General features: G+C 71.8%; 19 protein-coding genes and 1 tRNA gene. 14 read left to right on the top strand and 6 right to left on the bottom strand.

Annotated elements, in window-relative coordinates; all coding sequences use genetic code 11:
• The 9 genes from E6J59_09855 to E6J59_09815 form a co-directional block, all read left to right on the top strand.
• On the top strand, nt 1–848 hold an 848-nt coding region (locus tag E6J59_09855; GenBank protein TMB20115.1), incomplete at its 5' end, for an aromatic amino acid lyase.
• 113 nt (nt 849–961) lie between these two features.
• Entirely contained in the window at nt 962–2410 is a 1449-nt protein-coding gene (locus tag E6J59_09850) for a radical SAM protein (GenBank protein TMB20114.1), read from the top strand.
• Nucleotides 2411–2417: 7 nt separating this feature from the next.
• Complete coding sequence (locus E6J59_09845; GenBank protein TMB20113.1) at nt 2418–3101, top strand: glycosyltransferase family 2 protein; 684 nt, start codon at nt 2418–2420, stop codon at nt 3099–3101.
• Nucleotides 3102–3145: 44 nt separating this feature from the next.
• Complete coding sequence (locus E6J59_09840; protein TMB20112.1) at nt 3146–3769, top strand: SRPBCC family protein; 624 nt, start codon at nt 3146–3148, stop codon at nt 3767–3769.
• Nucleotides 3770–3782: 13 nt separating this feature from the next.
• Complete coding sequence (gene ysxC / locus E6J59_09835; protein TMB20111.1) at nt 3783–4361, top strand: ribosome biogenesis GTP-binding protein YsxC; 579 nt, start codon at nt 3783–3785, stop codon at nt 4359–4361.
• Between the two features lie 35 nt (nt 4362–4396).
• Complete coding sequence (locus E6J59_09830) at nt 4397–5197, top strand: glutamate racemase (protein ID TMB20110.1); 801 nt, start codon at nt 4397–4399, stop codon at nt 5195–5197.
• Nucleotides 5198–5328: 131 nt separating this feature from the next.
• Nucleotides 5329–8835 (top strand): preprotein translocase subunit SecA, encoded by a 3507-nt coding sequence (gene secA, locus E6J59_09825; protein ID TMB20118.1) that lies wholly within the window; start codon nt 5329–5331, stop codon nt 8833–8835.
• Between the two features lie 163 nt (nt 8836–8998).
• Nucleotides 8999–10201, top strand: a complete 1203-nt coding sequence (gene argJ, locus E6J59_09820; GenBank protein TMB20109.1) for a bifunctional glutamate N-acetyltransferase/amino-acid acetyltransferase ArgJ — start codon at nt 8999–9001, stop codon at nt 10199–10201.
• Nucleotides 10202–11059, top strand: coding sequence for a CPBP family intramembrane metalloprotease (locus E6J59_09815; protein ID TMB20108.1), 858 nt, complete (start codon nt 10202–10204; stop codon nt 11057–11059).
• A 183-nt stretch (nt 11060–11242) separates the two neighbouring features.
• On the opposite strand, the gene gatB is transcribed toward E6J59_09815, so the two are convergent.
• From gatB to gatC, 3 genes are read right to left on the bottom strand one after another with little or no spacing between them, the layout of a single operon-like run.
• The gene (gene gatB, locus E6J59_09810; GenBank protein ID TMB20107.1) at nt 11243–12688 is read right to left on the bottom strand and encodes an Asp-tRNA(Asn)/Glu-tRNA(Gln) amidotransferase subunit GatB; all 1446 of its coding nucleotides are present in this window, start codon (nt 12686–12688) and stop codon (nt 11243–11245) included.
• The gene (gene gatA, locus E6J59_09805; protein ID TMB20106.1) at nt 12685–14145 is read right to left on the bottom strand and encodes an Asp-tRNA(Asn)/Glu-tRNA(Gln) amidotransferase subunit GatA; all 1461 of its coding nucleotides are present in this window, start codon (nt 14143–14145) and stop codon (nt 12685–12687) included. The genes gatB and gatA overlap by 4 nt, the downstream gene beginning before the upstream one ends.
• Nucleotides 14142–14429 carry an Asp-tRNA(Asn)/Glu-tRNA(Gln) amidotransferase subunit GatC gene (gene gatC, locus E6J59_09800; GenBank protein ID TMB20105.1) on the bottom strand — a complete coding sequence of 96 codons (288 nt, stop codon included), beginning with the start codon at nt 14427–14429 and terminating at the stop codon, nt 14142–14144. Before gatC ends, gatA begins: the two co-directional genes overlap by 4 nt.
• An 84-nt stretch (nt 14430–14513) precedes the next feature.
• Here gatC and E6J59_09795 point away from each other — a divergent pair, with 84 nt between their 5' ends.
• Both E6J59_09795 and serS read left to right on the top strand, forming a co-directional pair.
• Nucleotides 14514–14879, top strand: a complete 366-nt coding sequence (locus E6J59_09795) for a YraN family protein (GenBank protein TMB20104.1) — start codon at nt 14514–14516, stop codon at nt 14877–14879.
• The gene (serS, locus tag E6J59_09790; protein ID TMB20103.1) at nt 14880–16163 is read left to right on the top strand and encodes a serine--tRNA ligase; all 1284 of its coding nucleotides are present in this window, start codon (nt 14880–14882) and stop codon (nt 16161–16163) included.
• Here the strand turns inward: serS and E6J59_09785 are convergent.
• Nucleotides 16156–16518 (bottom strand): hypothetical protein, encoded by a 363-nt coding sequence (locus E6J59_09785; GenBank protein ID TMB20102.1) that lies wholly within the window; start codon nt 16516–16518, stop codon nt 16156–16158. The genes serS and E6J59_09785 overlap by 8 nt on opposite strands.
• A gap of 111 nt (nt 16519–16629) precedes the next feature.
• On the opposite strand from E6J59_09785, the gene E6J59_09780 reads away from it, so the two are divergent.
• A complete protein-coding gene (locus E6J59_09780) occupies nt 16630–17652 on the top strand; it encodes a hypothetical protein (protein ID TMB20101.1) in 1023 nt (340 codons plus the stop codon).
• 12 nt (nt 17653–17664) lie between these two features.
• Here E6J59_09780 and E6J59_09775 read toward each other — a convergent pair whose 3' ends face one another.
• Nucleotides 17665–18066, bottom strand: coding sequence for a hypothetical protein (locus tag E6J59_09775; GenBank protein ID TMB20100.1), 402 nt, complete (start codon nt 18064–18066; stop codon nt 17665–17667).
• Nucleotides 18067–18194: 128 nt separating this feature from the next.
• Here E6J59_09775 and E6J59_09770 point away from each other — a divergent pair.
• A tRNA-Ser gene (locus tag E6J59_09770) sits at nt 18195–18282 on the top strand.
• 107 nt (nt 18283–18389) lie between these two features.
• Nucleotides 18390–19028: a hypothetical protein gene (locus tag E6J59_09765; protein TMB20099.1), complete on the top strand. Its 639-nt coding sequence runs from the start codon at nt 18390–18392 to the stop codon at nt 19026–19028.
• 236 nt (nt 19029–19264) lie between these two features.
• Here the strand turns inward: E6J59_09765 and E6J59_09760 are convergent, their stop codons facing one another.
• A complete protein-coding gene (locus tag E6J59_09760; protein TMB20098.1) occupies nt 19265–19549 on the bottom strand; it encodes a hypothetical protein in 285 nt (94 codons plus the stop codon).
• Between the last annotated feature and the right edge of the window lie 96 nt (nt 19550–19645).

Genomic DNA, 19645 nt, shown 5'->3' with positions numbered 1-19645 from the left:
TCATCGAGGTGCTCGGCGGCCGGAGCGAGGCCTTCGATGCGCGCGTGCACGCGGCGCGCGCGCACGCGGGCCAGGAGGCGTCGGCCGCGCACCTGCGCGCGCTCCTCGCCGGGAGCCGCCGCCTGCGCGACGGCGCGGCGGGGCAAAGGAGCGGGAACGGCCGCCTGGTCCCGGTGCAGGATGCCTACACGCTCCGCTGCGTGCCGCAGGTGCTGGGCGCCGTGCGCGCCACGGTGGCCCACGTACGCGATGTCGTCGAGGTCGAGGTGTGCAGCGTGACCGACAACCCCACCTTCTTCCCCGAGGAGGACGCCGTCCTGCACGCCGGGAACTTCCACGGGCAGCCGGTCGCGCTCGCCGTCGATCACCTGAAGGTCGCGCTCGCCGAGGTGGCGCTGTTCTCCGAGCGGCGGCTCGCGCGCCTCCTCGATCCGACGACCAGCGGCGGCCTCCCGCCCTTCCTGATCCGCGACCAGGTCGGGGTGCGCAGCGGCCTCATGGGCCTCCAGTACTGCGCCAGCTCGACGGTCGCCGACGACGCCGTCCTCGCGCACCCGGCGAGCCTCGGCTCGGTGCCGACCAACGCCAACAACCAGGACGTGGTCGGCATGGGTACGGTGGCGGTGCGTCACGCGCGCCGGCTGCTCGACAACGCGCGCCGCGTGGTCGCCATCGAGCTGCTCGCCGTCGCGGAGGCCGTCGACCTGGTCGGCGCGGAGGACCTGGGCGCCGGCACGCACGCGGTCTACGGCCGGGTGCGCGAGCTGGTGCCGCCGCTGCTCGAGGACCGGCCGCTCGGCGCGGACGTCGAACGCCTGGCGGGGGCGCTCGGGCGCGTGGCGGGGTGATTTGCCCGTTCGGCAGTCCGCTTCGCGGGTCTCATGGCTCCGGGTTACCGGCCACGCAGGACACGCCGCAACCGTTCCTTCCCCGCCGCTCTCGCTTCCGCTATACGCCCGCCATGGTGCGGCCCCGGACGGTGGTCTTCGTCGAGCCGCCCTACGTGTGCTGGGACCGCCGCCGCGACCGGGTGCGCGAGGGCGAGGAGGAGATCCCGGGTATCGGCACGCTGACGCTCGCGGCGGTCGTGCGTGAGCACGGCCACCGCGTCCACATCGTCGACGGGAAGCGCACGGGGACGCCGGTCGAGCAGGTGGCGCGGCAGGTGGCGGCGCTGGTCCCCGACCACGTCGGCATCTCGGCCACCACCATCTCGATCCACAACGCGGCCCGCATCGCGGCGCGCCTGAAGGCGCTCGTGCCGGGCGTCGTCGTCACCGTCGGCGGCCCGCACGTGAGCGCCGTGCCCGAGCCGACGCTCGCCATGTTCCCGGGCTTCGACTACGGCGTGGTCGGTGAGGGCGAGCGCTCGTACCCGGAGCTGATCGCGGGCGGCGATCCGCGCGCCGTCGCGGGCCTCGTCTGGCGCGACGGCGAGCGTGTGCACGCGAACCCGCGCGCCGAGTATCTCGACGGCGAGGCCCTCGATCGCCTGCCCGAGCCGGCGTGGGACCTGGTGCCGGACTTCCCGCTCCGCTTCCAGCCGAACGTCTTCAACTACCGCGCCACGCCGGTGGCGAGCGTGGTGACGTCGCGCGGCTGCCCTTTCTCGTGCACCTTCTGCGACCGCTCGACCTCGGGCCGGCGCGGCCGCTTCCACGGCGTCGAGTACGTGGTCGCGATGTGCCGGCGCCTCGAGCGGCTCGGCGTGCGCCACATCCTCTTCTACGACGATCTCTTCACCGTGAGCCGGCGGCGGGTGACCGAGCTCTGCGAGCGGTTCCTCGCCGAGGGCTTCCGCTTCACCTGGAGCTGCAACAGCCACCCGAACCTGCTCGACGCAGAGCACCTCCGGCTCATGCGCCGCGCGGGGTGCTGGCAGATCGCGTACGGCATCGAGTCGGGCTCGCAGCGCGTGCTCGACGTCGTGAAGCACGAGGTGAAGATCCCGCGCCTGCGGGAGACCCTGTGGCAGACGCGCGCCGCGGGCATCCGCGTGAAGGGCCTCCTCATGATGGCGCACCCGACCGAGGACGAGGCGAGCCTCGCCGAGACGGTCGACTTCCTGCGCAGGGCGCCCCTCGACCTGGCGCAGGTGACGAAGTTCACGCCCTACCCGGGGACACCGTCCTACGTCACGGTCCGCCAGCACGGCGCCTTCGCCGAGGACTGGGAGCGCATGAACGCCATGAACTGGGTGTTCGTGCCGCACGGGCTCACGGCCGAGGTGCTGGAGCGCTACTTCCGGCGCGCCTACCGCGTCTTCTACACGCGTCCCGACGTGCTGTGGGGGCTCGCCCGGACGCTCGCCGGCGAGCCGCGCTACCTCCGCCGGCTCGCCGCCTACGTGCGCGTCGGCGTGGCGGACTGGCTCTTCGCCGCGCCCGCCCGGTCGGCGCTCGCTTCGTAAGTCGCGGGTGCGCACCGACGTCGCGGCGGTGATTCCCGCCTACCGGGCGGCGGCCACGGTGGGGGACGTGGTGCGGGGTGCGCGCGCCCACTGCGCGCGGGTCGTGGTGGTCGACGACGGCTCGGACGACGACACGGGGCGCCGCGCGCGCGCCGCCGGCGCGGAGGTCCACCGGCACCCGGCCAACGCGGGCAAAGGGGCCGCCATCGTGACCGGGCTGCGCGCGCTCGAGGCGGCCGGCGTGGGGCGCGCCGTCACGCTCGACGCCGACGGCCAGCACCTCGCGAGCCAGATTCCGGCCCTGCTCGCCGCCTCCGACGCCGTGCCCGGGGCGATCGTGGTGGGCGCGCGCCGCAAGCAGGGGCAGACGATCGCGCGCCTGAACCGCTTCGGCAACTGGATGGCCGATCGCCTGCTGCGGGCCATCGCCGGGCGGACGCTGCCGGACACGCAGTCGGGCTTCCGCGTCTACCCGGTCGCGGCCACGCTCGCACTCGGCGTGCGCGGCGCCCGCTACGACTTCGAGACCGAGGTCCTGCTGCGCGCGGCGCGCTGCGGCATGCCACTCCTCGGGGTCCCGGTCGAGGTCTATTACCCGCCGGTGGCCGAGCGGGTGAGCCACTTCCGCCCCGGCCGGGACACGCTGCGCATCATCTGGACGGTCCTCCGTCTCCTTCTCCCCAGCGGCTGACCGACCTTGTATCGCCGGAGCGGGTTCGGCTAAGAGGCCGTTCCATGAAAGCTATCCTCGCCGTCGTCGGGATCGTCGTGCTCGTCGCCCTGGCCTACGTGTTCGTGAAGTACCGGCAGATCCAGCAGGCGGCCACCGGTGCGGCGAAGGAGATCGTCAGCGAGAGCATGGAGAAGACGGGCGACACCTGGCACGTGAAGTTCGTCTCGAGGTTCGACGCACCGCTCGACAAGGTGTTCGACGCCTTCCAGCACCCCGAGCGCGTGAAGGAATTCGCACCCGAGAACGTGATGAAGTCCGAGATCGTCGAGGGGAGCGAGAGCGGCAACACCAAGCGGGTCGAGGTGATCGGGACGCTCGACATCCTGCCGCCGGGGTTCAAGGTGCAGGACCTGGTGACCGAGTACACCGTCTATCCCGAGGAGCACCGCATCACGAGCCGCACGATCGACTTCAAGCTGGCCGACATCGACTCCGACTACAGGTTCACGTCCACCTCCGACGGGAAGACGCTGCTCACCTTCACGCAGTCGAGCAAGCAGAAGCAGCAGGCGCTGGTCGAGGCGCTGCAGAAGGGCGCGATCCGCGAGACCTACATCACCCAGGTGCGCGCGGTGAACCGCGCGCTCGGGCTCGCGCCGATGCCGGAGAAGCGCGCCGCGGGCTGAGCGGCGGCGCGCCATGAAGGTCATCGCGGCGCGCTTCCTCGGCGCCGCGGCCACTCCCGGCGGCGGGCCGCCGCCCGGTCCCCCGGAGGTCGCGATCGCGGGGCGCTCGAACGTCGGCAAGTCCGCGCTCATCAACGCGCTCGTCGGCCGGCGTGGCCTCGCGCGCACGAGCCGCACGCCGGGGCGGACCCGCCAGCTCAATTTCTTCGCGCTGGACGCGCGGCTGGTGCTGGTGGACCTGCCGGGCTACGGGTTCGCGGTTGGCCCCGAGGCGGAGCGGCGCGCGTGGAAGCCGCTGGTCGAGACCTACCTCCGCGAGCGGCCCACCCTGCGCGGGGTGCTGCTCGTGGTCGACGCGCGGCGCGGCATCGCGGCCGCGGAGGAGGAGCTGCTCGCGTATCTCGCGGCGCTCGGAAAGGCCGCCGCCGTGGCCGCGACCAAGCTCGACAAGCTCGGGCGCGAGGAGGCGCGGCGCGCGCTCGCGGCCGCCGGCCGGCGGCTCGGGGGCACGGTCCCGCTGATCGGCTTCTCCGCGCGCACGGGCGAGGGACGGGCCGCGCTCTGGCGGGTCGTCGACGGTTGGGTAGCTTGAGGCGGACGGTGCGGTGGGGGATAAGACGCCCGGGCATGGCCAGCAGGGACGACGCGATCGGGATCTTCGACTCGGGCGTCGGCGGGCTCACCGTCCTGCACGCCCTCCTCGCGGCGCTGCCGCGCGAGGATCTCGTCTACCTGGGCGACACGGGCCGCTACCCCTACGGCACCAAGTCGGCGGAAACGGTCACCCGCTACAGCATCGAGAACGTCGACTTCCTGATCGCGAAGGGCGTCAAGCTGCTCGTGGTCGCGTGTAACACCGCCTCCTCCGTAGCCCTCGCTGCGCTCGCCGCGCGCTACCCCGTGCCGGTCATCGGCGTGATCGAGCCGGGTGCGCGCGCCGCGGCCGCGCGCACCCGCAACGGCCGTGTGGGCGTCATCGGCACCGAGGGGACCATCGCCTCGGGCGCGTACACGGCGGCGCTGCGCGCGCTCCGCCCGGGGCTCGAGATATACACGCGTCCGTGCCCGCTCCTGGTCGCGCTCGCCGAGGAGGGCTGGGTCGAGGGGCCGATCCCGCGCGCAGTCGTCGAGACCTACCTCGCGACCTTGAAGAAGAGCGGCATCGACACGCTCGTCCTCGGCTGCACCCACTATCCGCTGCTCAAGGCGCTGATCGCCGAGGCGATGGGCGAGCGGGTGGTGCTCATCGACTCGGCCGAGGAGACGGCGCGCGCGGTCGCCGAGCTGCTGGGCGGACAAGGCCTGGAGCGCCAGCGTGGGGCCGGGTCGGCGAGCTTCTTCGTGACCGACGTGCCGGACCGCTTCGTCCGCATCGGCCAGCGCTTCCTGGGCGCCCGGCTCGAGTCGGCGGTGCGGATCGAGCGGTGAGACCGACGGTGCATGGAAGAAGGGTCGAGCGGCGCCATCGAAGGAGGTCGAGCCGAGATCCGTCGAGGTGAGTGGCTGGCCCGTCGAGCCTTGACCTCCCCCAACCCCACGACGACAATACTGCGTTCCCCATGCCGAATTTCCTGACCCGCGTCTTCGGGAGCGCCAACGAGCGCACGCTCAGGCGTCTCTGGCCGATCGTCCACGACATCAACGACCTCGAGGCGAAGCTCCAGGACCTGCCCGCGGAGGCCTTCCCGGAGAAGACCGCGGAATTCCGCGCGGACCTGGCCGACGAGAAGGTCACGCCCGACGACATCCTGCCCGAAGCGTTCGCCTACGTTCGCGAAGCGGCGCGGCGCACGATCGGGCTCCGCCACTTCGACGTGCAGCTGCTCGGCGGCATCGTCCTCCACCAGGGGAAGATCGCCGAGATGAAGACCGGCGAGGGCAAGACCCTGGTCGCGACGCTGCCGCTCTATCTGAACGCGCTCGGGGGCAAGGGAGCCCATCTCGTTACGGTCAATGACTACCTGGCCCGCCGTGACGTCCAGTGGATGGGGCCCATCTACCACTACCTCGGCCTCACGGTCGCCTCGATCATCCACGACACGAGCTTCCACTTCGACCCGACCTACATCCCGAAGGACTACCGCTTCCTCCATCTCCGCCCCATCGAGCGCCGCCCGGCCTACCGCGCCGACATCACTTACGGCACCAACAACGAGTTCGGCTTCGACTACCTGCGCGACAACATGAAGTTCAGCCTGGACGAGTACGTCCAGCGCGAGCTCAACTACGCGATCGTCGACGAGGTGGACAACATCCTGATCGACGAGGCGCGTACGCCGCTCATCATCTCGGGGCCGGCCGAGGAGTCGACCGACAAGTACTACGTCGTCGACCGCATCATCCCCCGCCTGCGCAAGGACACCGACTACACGATCGACGAGAAGCACCGCTCGGCGGTGCTCACCGAGGAGGGCATTTCCAAGTGCGAGCGCCTGCTCGGGGTCTCGAATCTCTACGACCCGAGCCAGATCGACGTGCTCCACCACGTGACGCAGGCCCTGAAGGCCCACACGCTCTTCAAGCGCGACGTCGACTACGTGGTGAAGGACGGCGAAGTCATCATCGTCGACGAGTTCACGGGGCGCCTGATGCCCGGCCGGCGCTGGTCCGACGGCCTCCACCAGGCGGTCGAGGCCAAGGAGGGCGTCAAGATCGAGCGCGAGAACCAGACCCTCGCCACGATCACCATCCAGAACTACTTCCGCATGTACACCAAGCTCGCGGGCATGACGGGCACGGCGGACACCGAGGCGGTCGAGTTCAAGAAGATCTACAAGCTCGACGTGGTGGTCATGCCGCCCAACAAGCCCATGCGGCGCGTCGACCACCCCGACGTGGTCTACAAGAGCGAGCGCGAGAAGTTCGACGCGGTGGTCGAGGAGATCAAGGAGTGCCACACCAAGGGCCAGCCCGTCCTCGTCGGCACCACCTCGGTCGAGAAGTCCGAGCGCGTCTCGAAGCTCCTGAAGAAGGACGGCGTCAGGCATAACGTGCTGAACGCCATCAACCACGAGGCCGAGGCCAACATCATCGCCCAGGCCGGTCGTCATGCCCAGGTGACCATCGCGACCAACATGGCGGGCCGCGGGACGGACATCCTGCTCGGCGGCAACCCGGAGTTTCTGGCGCGCTCCGAGATGGAGAACGAGTGGATCCGGCGCGCGGGGAGCTTCGAGGGCGGCAGCAAGGCGGAGCGCTACGAGGACGCGCTGCGCACGCTGCGCGAGCGTTACGACGAGGAGGTGCAGCGCGCCGGGGCGAAGTACCAGAAGGAGCTGGCGGCGCTCGAGGAGCGGCGCGGCGACGCGCTCCGGCGCCTGACCGACGCGCACCGGAAGATCCTCGAGCTCTCCCCCTATCGCGCCATCCGCGCGCGCTACGAGGAGGTGAGCTCGGTCGAGCTGATCCCCGCCGTGCGCGACCGGGACCCGATCCCGGCGCGCTACCGCCGCGCGAAGGAGGAGCTCGAGGCGACCCTGCTCGGCGCCGAGGGCGGCGGCGCGGTTGCGAGCGAGCGCTCGGCGCTCGAGGACCTGCGCGCGCGCTACGAGGCGGCGCTCGCCGCCTGGGAGGAGGGCGGAGCCCGCACCGACGAGGCCGGACGCGAGCTCGACGAGCGGCGCTCCGAGTACGAGCGCGGGCTCTCGGTGATGGAACTGGCCCTCCTCGTCAAGGGCAACGCCGGGAACGGCGCCGGCAACGGCGAGCTCGAGCCGCTGCGCGCCGAGTACCGTGCCGCCGAAGACGACTACGTCGAGGCGGAACGCTTGCACGAGGAGAAGCAGGGACCCTACGAGGAGGCGCTGCGCGCCGCGGAGCGGCGCTACGAGGCGGACCGCGCCAAGTACGTCGCCGCCGTCGAGGAGATCCGTGAGCAGCTCCAGAAGGCGCCGGAGGAGTACGAGGCGCGCTACAAGGACATCCTCGAGAAGTACAGGCAGGTCTGCGCCGAGGAGCGGGAGCTGGTGGTCGCTGCCGGCGGCCTCCACATCCTCGGCACCGAGCGGCACGAGGCGCGTCGCATCGACAACCAGCTGCGCGGCCGCGGCGGGCGGCAGGGCGATCCCGGCTCGTCGCGCTTCTACCTCTCGCTCGAGGACGATCTGCTGCGCATCTTCGGCGCCGACCGGATGCAGGGCATGATGGAACGGCTCGGGATGGAGGAGGGCGTGCCGATCGAGCACCGCCTGATCACGCGTGCCATCCGCAACGCGCAGGAGAAGGTCGAGGCGCACAACTTCGACATCCGCAAGCACCTCCTCGAGTACGACGACGTCCTCAACAAGCAGCGCGAGGTGATCTACACGCGCCGGCGCCACCTCCTCTCGCGCGACGAGCTGAAGGACGACGTGCTCGAGCTGGCCGAGGGCATCGCCGAAGACCTGATCGCCGCCCACGCCGACGCCGAGACGGCCTCCGAGGAGTGGGACTGGAAGGCGATCGACGACGCGGTCTTCGCGCAGTTCAACTTCCGGCTCAACCTGCCCGAGGAGGAGCGTGCCGGCGTCCGCACCGGTGCGCTTCAGAACCTGCTGGTCGAGCGCGTGCGCAAGGTCTACGAGCAGCGCGAGGCGACCTTCGGCGCGCCCATCATGCGCCACCTGGAAAAGCTCATCATGCTCCAGACGCTCGACGCGCTCTGGAAGGACCACCTCCTCAACATGGATCACCTGAAGGAGGGCATCGGACTGCGCGGCTACGGCCAGGTGAACCCCCTCCAGGCCTACCAGAAGGAGGGGTACGAGATGTTCGAGGACATGATCCGGCGCATGGAAGCGGACGTGATCGAGAAGCTGATGAGCGTGCAGCTCCGCACCGAGGCCGCCGGTGCGCGGCCGGTGGTGCGCGTGGAGGGCGTGGCGGACGAGGAGGCGCCGCTCCCCGCCGAGATCGAGGCGATGGAGCGGCGGCAGCGCCAGGCGACGCGCGTGCGGCTCTCGCACGGCGGTCCGGCGGTGCCGGAGAAGATCGAGACCGTGCGGCGCGACGCGGAGAAGGTGGGGCGGAACGATCCCTGCCCGTGCGGCAGCGGGAAGAAGTACAAGAAGTGCCACGGGCGAGCGTGACGCTCACGCGCGGCCCGCGGGCGCCGGGGGTGCCCCCTCCGCTCCCGATCCTCGGCCCGTGCGCGCCTCGGGGCCGTGGCGCCCCCCCGCCGGCCGTGTGCGCGCGCATGGGCCTGCGGGGGTCGCGGTGGGGGCACCCCCGGCGCCCGCCGGGCGCGGGCCGGTGAGGCTCGCGCGCGGCGCGCATCGCATCCGCGTGCCCGGGTTTCGGTTCGCTGGTGTGCGGTGCGGGATGAAGGAGCGGGGGCCGGATGTCGCACTGATCGTTGCGGAGCCGCCGGCGGTCGCTGCCGGCGTGTTCACGGTGAATCGGGCGCCGGCGGCGCCAGTGCGGGTGGCGCGGCGGCGGGTGGCGGGGGGGAGGGTGGCGGCGGTGCTGGTGCATGCGGGGAACGCGAACGCGTGTACGGGGGCCGAGGGGCTCCGCACGGTGGAGGTGTCGACGGCGCTCGCGGCGCGCCTGCTCGGGTGCGTGCCGGGCGAGGTGGCGCCTGGCGCGACCGGGCGTATCGGTGTGCAGGTCGACCGGCCGCGGCTGCTGCGCGGCGTGCGCGCGGCGGTCGCGGCGCTCTCGCCCGCCGGCCTGTCCGCGGCCGCGCAGGCGATCACCACCACGGATGCGTTCCCGAAGACGGCCGTGCGGCGGCTCAGGCTCGGCGGCCGGCCCGTGACCGTCGCGGCGCTCGGCAAGGGCGGGGGCATGATCGCGCCCGACATGGCGACGCTGCTCGTGTTCGTGGTGACCGACGCACGGGTCGCGGCGGCGGCCGCCCGGCGCACGCTCCACGACGCGGTGGCCCCGACGCTCAATGCGATCACGGTCGACGGCGACACGAGCACCAACGACACCGTGCTCCTCCTCGCGGGCGGCGCGGCCGGCAACCGGACAGTCGCCGCCGGCTCGCGCTATCACCTCCGGCTCACGCGAGCGGTGACCGAGGTGCTGGGCGAGATCGCCCGCCTGGTCGTGCTCGACGGCGAAGGCTCGACGCGCGTGGTCGAGATCGTGGTGCGCGGGGCGCGCTCCGCCGATGGCGCGCGCCGGGTGGCGCGCGCCATCGGCGACTCGATGCTCTGCAAGGCGGCGTTCCACGGCGGCGATCCCAACTGGGGGCGCTTCGTGATGGCGGCCGGGAACGCGGGCGTGCCGATCGACCAGGCGCGGGTCGACGTGACGATCGGCGGCGTGGCGGTCGCGCGGCGTGGGCGGCCGCTCCCGCGGGCGCTCGCGCGGGCGCGGCGGCGGATGCGGGCGCGCGAGTTCACGATCGCGCTCGACCTGCACCTCGGGCGCGGCGAGGGGCGCATCCTGGCCGCCGACCTGTCGGTCGCCTACGTGCGCTTCAACGCCGAGTATACCACCTGAGTGCGGACGGTCGGGCTCCTCGGCCTCGTCGCCGCCGTCCTGGCGGTGACCGCGCTCGCGAGCCCGTGGGTGGCGTGGGGCGCGGCGGCCATCGTCGGCCGTCCCTTCGGCTTCGCGCGGGTCTACGACCGGGTGTTCGAGGTGCTGCTCGTGGCCGGCGTGTTGACCTCGTGGCGCCGCCTCGACCTGGGCAGCGCGGCGGGCCTCGGCTTTCGGCGGCACGCCTGGGCGCGCGAGCTCGCGCGGGGCCTCGCGATCGGGTTCGCCGGCCTCGCCGTCGGGCTCTCGGTGGCCGCGCTCTTCGGCGGCCTCGTGCCCGCGCTCCGGTTCTCGCCGGGGAAGACGGTCCGCAAGGCGCTCCTCGGCGCGGGCGCGGCGGTCGTGCTCGCGGTCGGCGAGGAGACGCTCTTCCGCGGCATCGTGCTGCGGCGCATCCGGCGCGACGCGGGAGACGTGCTCGCGGTCGCGGCGACGGCGCTCCTCTATGCGGCCGTGCACGTGATCCGTGCCCGGAGCTTTGGCGGTCCCGGGGACGCGTGGTCGGGGGTGGCGCAGACGATCACGCTCTTCGCGCCGCTCGCGAGCGGCGCGGCGCTGCCGCAGCTCCTCGGGCTCGCGTTGCTCGGCTGGCTCCTGGCCGTGGCGCGTCTCCGCAGCAGCGCGCTCTGGCTCCCGATCGGCATCCACGCCGCCTGGGTGGCAACGTTCCGCGTCGGGCGGCTCTTCTTCGGAATCCGGCCGACGCCCGCCTGGCTCGTCGGCACGGGCTGGCCGCCGCTCGTCGGCGGTGTCGCGGGGTGGATCGCGGTGGGCGTCGCCGCAGCGCTGCTCGCTCGTCGGCGCTTGATGTTCCGGTGACATCGCCTTCGCTCGGCAGCTCGGGCGCAACGTCGATTGCAACGAACGCGTGGAGATCCTGCGCGCACCGGACCGGAAGGCGAGGCGCTACTGCGAAACCGCCATCGCCGGCCGCGGCGAGCGCATCAACCTCGCCGCGCTCCCCGACGCGTGCGTCGCGGTCGACGAGCTCCTGCCCGGCCGTTAGCCCGCGAGCGCCTTCCGCAGCAGCTCCTGCACCACCTGCGGGTTCGCCTTGCCGCCCGTCGCCTTCATCACCTGGCCGACGAGGAAGCCGAGCACGCGCTCCTTGCCGGCGCGGAATTCGGCGACCTGCGCCGGATGCTTGGCGAGCACGTCGGCGACGGCCGCGTCGAGCGCGCCGCGGTCGCTCACCTGCGCGAGGCCCTCGGCGGCCACCAGCTCGGCCGGGTCGCGGTCCGTGCCGCGCAGGCGCGGGATCAGGCTTTTCGCCGTGTTGCGGGTGATCGTGCCCGCGTCGACCAGCTTGACGAGCCCGGCGAGCTGCGCGGCCGCGAGCGGCCAGTCCCGGATCACGAGCGCGCGGTCGAGCTTCTCGTCGCGCACGACGCGGAGCAGTTCGGTCATCACCCAGTTCGCCATCTCCTTCGGGGCCGCTCCGGCCCCGATCCCGGCCTCGAAGTAGTCGGCGAGGTCCTTGCGCTGCGTGAGGACGTCGGCGTCGTAGGGCGAGAGCTGGTGGTCGCGCACGAAGCGCTCGCGGCGCGGGCCGGGCAGCTCGGGGAGGGTGGCGCGGATCTCGTCCACCCAGCCGCGCTCGACCACCAGCGGCAGCAGGTCCGGCTCGGGGAAGTAGCGGTAGTCGTGCGCGTACTCCTTGCTGCGCATCGAGCGCGTCTCCTCGCGCTCCGCGTCCCACAGGCGCGTCTCCTGCACCAGCCGCTCGCCGCGTGCGAGCGCCTCCGACTGCCGCTCGATCTCGTAGGCGAGCGCCTTCTCGACCGCGCGGAAGGAGTTCATGTTCTTGACCTCGACCTTGGTGCCGAGCGTGGTGCTCCCCGCCGGCCGCACGGAGACGTTCGCGTCGCAGCGGAAGCTCCCTTCCTCCATGTTGCCGTCGCAGATCTCCAGATACTGGAGGATGGAGCGCAGGCTGCGCAGATAGGCGCCGGCTTCGGCGACGCTCCGCATGTCCGGCTCGCTCACGATCTCGAGGAGCGGCACGCCCGAGCGGTTGAAGTCGACCAGGCTCGCGTCGCCGTGCGCGTCGTGGATGTTCTTGCCCGTGTCCTCCTCCATGTGGATGCGCGTGAGCCCGATGCGCCGCACCTGGCCGTCGACCAGCACGTCGAGGTGCCCGCCGGTGCACAGGGGCAGCTCGTACATGCTGATCTGGTAGCCCTTGGAGAGGTCGGGGTAGAAGTAGTTCTTGCGTGCGAAGCGCGAGCGCGGCGCGACCGTGCAGTGGGTCGCGAGGCCGGCGCGGATCGCGAACTCGACGACACGGCGGTTCAGGACCGGCAGCACGCCCGGCATCCCCGTGCAGACGGGGCAGACGTTCGTGTTGGGCGGGCCGCCAAACTCGGCGGTGCAGGCGCAGAAGATCTTGGAGCGCGTGAGCAGCTCCGCGTGCACCTCGAGGCCGATGACGGGTTCGAAGGCGCTCACAGCGGCGCAGGCCTCCGGTGCCACCCGGTCGCCTGCTCGTAGGCGTGCCCGATGCGGAGCACGCTCGCCTCGTCGAACGGCCGGCCGATCACCTGGAGCCCGATCGGCAGCCCGCTGCCGTCGAAGCCGCAGGGGAGGGCGAGGGCGGGGAGGCCCGCCAGGTTGACCGAGATGGTGAAGATGTCCGAGAGGTACATGGTGAGCGGATCGGCCGTCTTCTCGCCCAGGCGGAAGGCCGTGGTCGGCGCGACCGGGGTCACCAGCGCGTCGCAGCGGGCGAGCGCCTGCTGGAAGTCGCGCCGGATGAGCGTCCGCACCTGCTGCGCCTTGAGATAGTACGCGTCGTAGTAGCCGGCCGAGAGCGCGTAGGTGCCGAGCATGATGCGGCGCTTCACCTCCGCGCCGAAGCCGGCGGCACGCGTCGCCTCGTACATCTCGGTGAGCGCCGCGCGCGGCGCGCGCAGCCCGTAGCGGATGCCGTCGTAACGCGCCAGGTTGGAGGACGCCTCGGCGGTGGCGATGAGATAATAGGTGGCGATCGCGTACTCGGTGTGGGGCAGGGACACCGGCTCGACGGCGGCGCCGAGGCGCTCGAGCTCCGCGACCGCGGCGCGCACGCCGGCCTCGACCTCGGGCTGCATGCCCTCGACGAAGTACTCGCGCGGGAGGCCGAGGCGGAGGCCGCGCACCGAGCCGTCGAGCGCCGAGAGATACGACGGCACGGGCCGCGGCGACGCGGTCGAGTCCGCCGGGTCGTGGCCGGCGATCGCCTCGAGCACGACGGCCACGTCGGCGACCTCGCGCGCGAGCGGTCCCACCTGGTCGAGCGACGAGGCGTAGGCGATGACGCCGTAGCGCGAGACGCGGCCGTAGGTGGGCTTCATCCCCGCCACGCCGCAGAACGCCGCCGGCAGGCGCACCGAGCCGCCGGTGTCGGTGCCGAGCGCGGCGTGGCACTCGCGCGCCGCGACGGCCGCGCCGGACCCGCCCGAGGAGCCGCCCGGGACGCGCCCCCCGTCCCAGGGGTTGCGCGTCGTGCCCAACCCCGAGTTCTCGGTCGAGGAGCCCATCGCGAACTCGTCGCAGTTGAGCTTGCCGACGATGACGGCGCCCGCCCGGCGGAGGCGCGCCGTCACGGTCGCGTCGTAGGAGGGCACGAAGCGCTCGAGGATGCGCGAGGCGGCGGTGGTGCGGAGCCCGGCCGTGCAGATGATGTCCTTCACGCCGATCGGCACGCCCCCGAGCGGCCCCGCGTCCTCGCCGGCGGCGACCTTGCGGTCGATCGCCTCCGCGGCCGCCAGCGCCTCGGCCTCGTTCAGGGTGAGGAACGCGCCGACCTTGCCGTCCACCGCGGCGATGCGCGCGAAGGCGTCCCGCACGAGGTCCGTGGCGGAGATCTCGCGCCGGCGGACGCGCGCCGCCGCCTCGCGTAGCGACAGGTCGGCGAGAGCCGTCACTCGATGATCTTCGGCACGCGGAAGAAGCGCCCGTCGCGCGCGGGGGCGTTCGCGAGGAGTGCTTCGGTGGCCGGCGGATTCGCGACCACGTCGTCGCGGAAGGCGGGGCGGTCCTCCTCGACCTGCGCGGTGGGCTCGACCGCGCTCGTGTCGAGCGTGCTCAAGCGCGCGAACGCCTCGAGGATGTGATCGAGGTCGGCGGTCAGGCGCTCCTCCTCGGCGGGCTCGAGGCGCAGCCGCGCGAGCGCCGCGATCCGCCGCACCTCGTCGCGGGTGATGGCCACCGCGCCTTGGTAGCGTACCGCCCGCTGCCGCGCAACGACGACCGCCTTGCGAGGGCGAGAAGCGGCGGGTAATGTCGCGGGCGCGTGGACGGGCGGGGCGAGCTCGGGCGGCGGGGCGAGGCAGTTGCGGAAGCGTTCCTCCGCACGCACCGCTACACGATCGTGGCTCGCAACTACCGCTGCCGCGCTGGGGAGATCGATCTGGTGGCGCTCGACGGGCCGGTGCTGGTGTTCGTCGAGGTGCGGAGCCGCCGGGGCAGCGCCGCCGGCACCCCGCTCGAGTCGGTCGACGGCCGCAAGCAAGCGCGCGTGGCACGTGTCGCCCGCCACTTCCTGGCCGAGCGGCGCTGGCACGAGCGCGACGCGCGCTTCGACGTGATCGGCATCCGCTTCGACCGGGAGCCGCCGGCGGTCGAGCACGTGCGCGGTGCCTTCGAGGTGGCTGGCTAGATGCTCGACATCCGGCTCATCCGCGCTGAGCCCGAGCGCGTGAAGGCCGAGCTCGCGAAGGTGGGCTTCCCGGCGGCCGAAGTGGACGCGCTCCTCGCGGCCGACCGGCGCTGGCGCGAGGCCCTCCACGCCCTCGAGCAGCTCCGCGCCGAGCGGACGAGCGCCTCGAAGGCGATCCGGGACCTGAAAGACGCGGCCGAGCGCGAGCGGGCGATCGCCGGCCAGCGCACGGTGGGCGAGCGCATCGCGGCGGCGGCGGCGGCCGCGGCTGCTGCCGAGGCGGACTTCGAGCGCCGCATGCTCGAGGTGCCGAACCTCCCGCACCCCGACGTGCCCGTCGGCCCCGACGAGTCGGCGAACGTGATCGTGCGCACCGTGGGCGAGCCGCGCCGCTTCGACTTCCCGCCGCTCGCGCACTGGGATCTGGGCCCGCAGCTCGGCCTCATCGACTTCGAGCGAGGCGTCAAGATCTCGGGCTCGCGCTTCTACGTGCTGCGTGGCGCGGGCGCCCGCCTGCAGCGCGCGCTCATCACCTGGATGCTCGACCTGCACACGCGCGAGCACGGCTACGTCGAGGTCTACCCGCCGGCGATGGTGAAGCGCGAGTGCCTGGTCGGCACCGGGAACCTGCCCAAGTTCGGCGACAACCTCTATCGCGACGCGGAGGAGGACCTGTGGTTCGTCCCCACGGCCGAGGTGCCCGTCACCAACCTCTACCGCGACGAGGTGCTCGAGGCCGCAGCGCTGCCGATCCGGCACGTGGCGTACACCCCGTGCTTTCGGCGCGAGAAGATGTCGGCGGGGCGGGACGTGCGCGGCATCAAGCGCGGGCACCAGTTCGACAAGGTCGAGCTGGTCAAGTTCGTGCGCCCGGAGACCTCGGACGCGGCGCTGATGGGTCTCCTCGACGACGCCGAGGACGTGTGCCGCCGCCTCGACCTCGCCCACCGCATCGTGCAGATGTGCACCGGCGATCTCGCCTTCCAGGCGGCGATGAAATACGACATCGAGGTGTGGGCGCCGGGCTCGGGCGAGTGGCTCGAGGTGAGCTCGTGCTCGAACTTCCGCGACTTCCAGGCCCGACGCGCCAACATCCGCTACCGCCCGGCGCCGCGCGCCAGGCCCGAGCTGGTGCACACGCTCAACGGCTCCGGCCTCGCGCTCCCGCGCGTGCTGATCGCCGTGCTCGAGACCTACCAGCGCGCCGACGCGAGCATCGGCATCCCCGAGGTGCTGCGCCCGTACGTCGGCGCGGACGTGATCGCCGCGCAGGACCCTACATGAGGTTCCGAAAGCGCGGCGCCCGCGTGCGCGCGATGCGCTCGGCGCTGAGCACGTCGTAGAGGGTCGCGTCCTCGACGTTCACTTCGGGCACGAAGACGCCCTCGATGCGCACCCAGTCGCCTGTCTCGGCCTCGACCGGGTCCACGGAGCGCACGAGGAGCCGCCGACCCCGGGCGTCGGCCACCTCGAGCAGCGTCGCGTGGGGCAGGAACTGCATCCGCTCGATATGCCCGACGACCTTGACCTTGTGCTGGTAGTACTTGTCCGGCCGCGCGTTGATGCTCGCGATGGACGCCGCGCAACCCGCGAGCGGGAGCACCAGCAGGGCGACGAGCAGGATCGCGCGGAGCCGCATGGCGGCTGCGGGCGGGTAGCACGCGATATGTCGAAAAGCAAAGCGCAGCCGGTGCTTGACGTCGCCGGTTCCGCCCCGTAGCTTGCGTCCTTTCGGAAGGAGGATTCCCGGATGAAGATAGCGAGCGCCCTGACGGTCGTGGCTCTCGCCGCGTCTCTCGCCGTCGTGCCCGCGAGCTTGGCCGCTCAGGCCGGCAAGGTCGCCACGGTCGGCGAGCGCACCATCACGCGTGCCGAGCTCGAGGACCACGTGCGCGCAAAGCTGATCGAGCTCGAGAACCAGCGCTACGAGACCCTGCGCGAGGGGCTCGACGAGATGATCGCCGACGAGCTCTTCAAGCAGGAGGCGAAGACGCGCGGCACGTCGGTCGAGGAGCTCAGGAAGCAGGAGGTGACCGCCAAGGTGACCGAGCCGACCGACGCCGAGATCCAGAAGGTCTACGACGACAACAAGGCGCAACTCGGCTCGCAGACGCTCGAACAGGTCAGGCCCCGCATCGTCGAGTACCTGAAGCAGCAGCGCGCGGAGCAGGGAGAGGCGGCCTTCGTCGCGGACCTCAAGAAGAAGCACAAGACGACGGTCGCACTCCGGCCGCCCGTGATCGACGTGGCGACGGCGGGCCGCCCGGAGCGGGGTGGGGGCGCGAAGGCGCCGGTCACGATCATCGAGTTCTCCGACTACCAGTGCCCGTTCTGTGGCCGGGCGGAGGGCACCGTCGACGAGGTGTTGAAGGCTTACGGCGAGAAGGTGCGGATCGTCTACCGCGACTATCCGCTGCCGTTCCACCCGCAGGCGCGCCCCGCCTCCGAGGCGGCGAACTGCGCCCATGCCCAGGGCAAGTTCTGGCCGTACCACGCCAAGCTGTTCGCCAACCAGACAGCGCTCGGCGAGGACAAGCTGAAGGAATACGCGAAGGACGTCGGCCTCGACGAGGCCAAGTTCGAGCAGTGCCTGAAGGACAAGCCGTTCAAGGCGGCGATCGACAAGGACATCGCCGACGGCGGGAAGGTCGGCGTGAACGGCACGCCCGCCTTCTTCATCAACGGACGCATGCTCTCCGGCGCGCAGCCCTTCGAGAAGTTCAAAGAGCTGATCGACGAGGAGCTGAGTGCGAAGGGCGTGTCGCCGTCGTAGGACGCGGAACAGCTACTTCCGGCGGGGGGCGGCCTGCCCCCTGTCCCGGCTAGCCCAGCCCTTGGCGGCGCCGGGCGCTGCCCGTCCGGCGCTCGCCGTCAGCCAGCCCTTCGCGCCGGCGCCCGACCCGGAGCGCGCACTCGCCCAGCCCTTGGCCGAGCTCGCCTGGCCGTGCGAGTCGCCGTCAACCCACGCGCTCTTGCCGCCGCTCGAAGAGACGCCGCTCCCGGAGAGGTGGCTCGTGATGGCGTCGCGCACGGCGCGCGCAGTCGTGGCGCCGCTCGCCCCGGCCGCCGTGACGCTGCCGCCGACCCCTTGGGCGGCGGACAACTCGCCGAGCGTCTGCGCCCACGCAGGGGCGTGAAGGAAGAGGGCGATCCCGAGGGCCGCGCCGAGCGTCGTCCACGTCCGCATCGTTCCTCACATTGTCCGCAGACTCAGCGGGTCGCTCAAGCCCGCGCCCGCGGCAGCGGGCGCCGTGCGGGCTCATGTGCCCTTTAGCTCGCGCGCCGTCACGTGTAAGAGGTGGGGCGCGCGCGCCGGGAGGGGTGGCCGAGCCCGGTTGAAGGCAGCGGTCCTGAAAACCGCCAGGGTCGAAAGCCCTCGGGAGTTCGAATCTCCCCCCCTCCGCTTTATGCTGGTTTGAGATGACCCGGAGCCCATGCCGATCCCAATCTGACTCACCGATGGAGCGATGGGGAAGGGCGGCTATCGGGGGCGGCCTTCTGGGGCTCGCCGTGGGTGCCTTGGTCGGTTGCGGACCGGAGCTTCATGCATTGGAACAGTCGCTCAGGCCATTCCATCCCGTTCCGAACGAGAACGAGCGCTACGAGCTGCAAGGCGTGTCGGTGCTGCCTCCCCAGGGGCCTTGGCGCTTCGCCTTCGCACGGGGCAACGAGAGCGGATCATGGCTCGACCCGGCCGATGGCGACCACGTGGCGCGCAAGCACGCGAACCTGCTCAAGTTCGCGAGAATGGCGAGCACGGACTACCGACGCGCCGGCGCGTTCATCCTGATCCGGCGACCGTCGATCGTCGGTGCGGACATGGTGGCCCTGCATGCGCGAGTCGAGCAGGGGGTACGAGCGGAGATTCGTGACCGACTACAGTACGAGCGCGCAGAGGCCGACGTCTCGGTGGACCGTTCCCTCGGGCGCCCATGCGTCCGCGTCGTGTTTCACACGATGGACCGTCCCAGCTGGCCGACCGTCCGCAAGGTCCGTCGCGGCACCACCTTCTGGTGTCCGGCGCTGACTGCCACCTCACGGTTCGTTCAGATCGGGTTCTTCGACGAGTTTCCCCCGGGAGCGGAGCCGCTCCCGATCGAGGAAGAGGTTGGCCGCTTCCTCGGGAGCTTCGCCGCATCAGCGTCATAGCTCGTGGTGAACGCTCGGCGGTGGCGGCGGCCTGCGGGGCGCTCGACGCGTCCGGAGTAGCGAGGAGGAGCGCCGTTGAAGGCAGCGGTCTTGAAAGCCGCCAGGGTCGAAAGCCCTCGGGAGTTCGAATTTCCCCCCCTCTTGCCTGCTCTACGTTTTCCGGCGCTCCGCGAAAGGTTTCACCAAAGGTTGCACCTCCGAGGCCCGGTCGGTCGGGTCGCCAGGATGGCGAGCTGTCAGCCGTCGTCACCGAGCCACTTCCCGTAGTGCTCGTCGATCATCTCGACCGAGGTGCCGCAGTACCGGGCGACCCACTTGAGGCTCGCCCCCTTGCTGAGCGCGGCCGAGATGAACGTGTGCCGGGTGGCGTAGAACTTCCGCGGGCGGATGCCGGTCGCCCGGATGGCGCGGTGCCAGTGCTTCTCGACGAACCGTTCCTCGTCGATCGGGCGCCCGGTCGGCGTCGTGAAGAGGAACGTTTCGTCGGTCGCGTGGAGCGGGGCGGGTTTGGCGCGGAGCACGGCGGCGACTCTGGCATCACGGTTTGAGGGGATACCCGAACACGCACCGGCTGGGTATTGCCCGAACTGTGCTCTGGGCGGTTACGTCAACTTTGG

The sequence above is a fragment of the Deltaproteobacteria bacterium genome, from assembly GCA_005879795.1.
GTDB lineage: Bacteria > Desulfobacterota > Binatia > DP-6 > DP-6 > DP-6.
Note: the sequence above shows the minus strand (reverse complement) of the source record. Positions and strands in the feature narration are given on the sequence as shown.

Coding starts and splice junctions, on each gene's coding strand:
- E6J59_09850 (TMB20114.1), top strand. CDS start 962: ATGGTGCGGCCCCGGACGGTGGTCTTCGTCGAGCCGCCCTACGTGTGC.
- E6J59_09840 (TMB20112.1), top strand. CDS start 3,146: ATGAAAGCTATCCTCGCCGTCGTCGGGATCGTCGTGCTCGTCGCCCTG.
- ysxC (TMB20111.1), top strand. CDS start 3,783: ATGAAGGTCATCGCGGCGCGCTTCCTCGGCGCCGCGGCCACTCCCGGC.
- E6J59_09830 (TMB20110.1), top strand. CDS start 4,397: ATGGCCAGCAGGGACGACGCGATCGGGATCTTCGACTCGGGCGTCGGC.
- secA (TMB20118.1), top strand. CDS start 5,329: ATGCCGAATTTCCTGACCCGCGTCTTCGGGAGCGCCAACGAGCGCACG.
- serS (TMB20103.1), top strand. CDS start 14,880: ATGCTCGACATCCGGCTCATCCGCGCTGAGCCCGAGCGCGTGAAGGCC.
- E6J59_09785 (TMB20102.1), bottom strand. CDS start 16,518: ATGCGGCTCCGCGCGATCCTGCTCGTCGCCCTGCTGGTGCTCCCGCTC.
- E6J59_09780 (TMB20101.1), top strand. CDS start 16,630: ATGAAGATAGCGAGCGCCCTGACGGTCGTGGCTCTCGCCGCGTCTCTC.
- E6J59_09775 (TMB20100.1), bottom strand. CDS start 18,066: ATGCGGACGTGGACGACGCTCGGCGCGGCCCTCGGGATCGCCCTCTTC.